The 1,792-nt window shown below is 72.5% G+C and carries 2 protein-coding genes; one reads left to right on the forward strand and one right to left on the reverse strand.

Going from position 1 to position 1,792, the window contains the following annotated elements:
• Positions 1-79 precede the first annotated feature (79 nt).
• A complete protein-coding gene (locus EKO23_RS24635; RefSeq protein ID WP_134721214.1) occupies positions 80-754 on the reverse strand; it encodes a winged helix-turn-helix transcriptional regulator in 675 nt (224 codons plus the stop codon).
• Positions 755-915: 161 nt separating this feature from the next.
• Here EKO23_RS24635 and EKO23_RS24640 point away from each other — a divergent pair, with 161 nt between their 5' ends.
• Positions 916-1,749, forward strand: a complete 834-nt coding sequence (locus EKO23_RS24640; RefSeq protein WP_134721216.1) for a class I SAM-dependent methyltransferase — start codon at positions 916-918, stop codon at positions 1,747-1,749.
• Positions 1,750-1,792: the final 43 nt, after the last annotated feature.

A 1,792-nucleotide genomic window follows, 5' to 3' on the forward strand; every position in this document is an offset into this window, starting at 1 on the left:
CTGGCGCTCGCTCCTCAACCAGCGGCGGCCGGCGCTCGCGCCTCGACCAGCGGCCTCGCCGAACCGCGTGCAATGGCGGTCAGGCGGGGCGCGGCACCGACGAGAAGATCCCCTGACCGACCCAGGCCGGCACCTCACGCGTGACGTCGCTCGGCCCGTCCAGGGTGAGCAGGCCGTTGCGGATGGCCGACCACCAGTCCCGGTCGCCGCGCCAGATCTCGGTCATGGTGCGCAGGGTGGTGTCGACGCTCGCGGTCACCTCGAAGCCCGGGTCGTAGTCACAGATGTCGACGTCCGCACCCGTCACCAACAGCCACCACCGGCTCGCCTTGGGCGTCACGTCGGAGAACCGGAAGGCCAGCACCGTGCGGTCCCGGGGCCAGGCGTCGACCGGGACCGTCCGGCGTACGTCCCACATCAGCAGGTGCGGGTCGAGGTCCTCGTCGCCGAGCACGCCGATCCAGCGCGAGCCCCAGGCGCCGAGCCCCTCGACGATCGGCCTCAGCTCGAGGCCGCTCTCGGTCAGCTCGTAGGCGCTGCGGCCGTCGTTCTCGGAGCGCCGTACGATGCCGGCCCGCTCGAGGCTCCGCAGCCGCTTCGACAGCAGCGCAGGTGACATCTTCGGATTGCCCCGCCGAAGCTCGTTGAAGTGCCGGCTGCCGAGCAGGAGCTCGCGGACCACGAGCAGCGTCCACCGCTCGTCCAGCACCTCCATCGCCTTGGCGACCGGGCAGAACTGACCGTACGTCGACATCGGGTCTCCCTCCCGCGAACTCCCGTCCCCGACCAGTGAACCGCCGGCCCGAGCTTCGCGCCAGTACAGATCCAGAACCGCCGTCGGTTCAGATCGCGCACTGGAGGCTGGCCGCCGCCCGGCCGCACCGTAGAGGCACGACAAGCTCTGGAGGGAGTGACATGACAGAGACGAAGGTGGCGGCGCCCGTAGCGCCGCCGGAGGTCAAGGCCAAGCACCGGGCCATGTGGGCGCTCGGTGACTACCCCGCGGTGGCGGCGGACGTGATCCCGTCCCTGGGACCGGTCGCGGTCGAGGCAACCAGGATCGGCCCCGGCGACCACGTCCTCGACGTGGCGGCGGGCTCGGGCAACGCGTCCATCCCGGCCGCCCGGACCGGGGCGAGCGTGGTCGCCTCGGACCTGACGCCAGAACTGCTCGACGCCGGTCGGGTACTCGCTGCCGCCGAGGGCGTCGACCTGGCCTGGGAGGTCGGCGACGCCGAGGCGCTGCCCTACGACGACGCGACGTACGACGCGATCCTCTCGGTGGTCGGCGTGATGTTCGCGCCGTTCCACCAGGCCGCCGCCGACGAGCTGGTCCGGGTGTGCCGGCCGCGGGGCCGGATCGGGCTGGTCAGCTGGACGCCGGGCGGGTTCATCGGGCAGATGTTCGCGACCATGAAGCCGTACGCTCCCCCGCCGCCGGCCGGGGCGCAGCCACCGCCGCTGTGGGGAGACGAACAGCACGTGCGCTCGCTGCTCGGCGACCGGGTGACCGACGTGGTCGCGCACAAGCAGCAGCTGCGGGTCGACGCGTTCGCGACGGCGGAGGAGTTCCGGGACTACTTCAAGGCGGCGTACGGCCCGACGATCGCGGTCTACAAGGCGATCGCGGACGACCCGGCGAAGGTGGCCGCGCTGGACGAGGCGCTCGTCGACCTCGGCCGCCGGCACGACCTGGGCGGAGGCGCCATGGAGTGGGAGTACCTGCTCTTCACCGCCCGGAGGGCCTGACCCTCCAGAAGGCACCGAGGCCGGTCCCCGCGCGGGGACCGGC

Origin of the sequence: Nocardioides guangzhouensis, assembly GCF_004519545.1 — a bacterium.
GTDB lineage: Bacteria > Actinomycetota > Actinomycetes > Propionibacteriales > Nocardioidaceae > Nocardioides > Nocardioides guangzhouensis.

Coding starts and splice junctions, on each gene's coding strand:
- EKO23_RS24635 (WP_134721214.1), bottom strand. CDS start 754: ATGTCGACGTACGGTCAGTTCTGCCCGGTCGCCAAGGCGATGGAGGTG.
- EKO23_RS24640 (WP_134721216.1), top strand. CDS start 916: ATGACAGAGACGAAGGTGGCGGCGCCCGTAGCGCCGCCGGAGGTCAAG.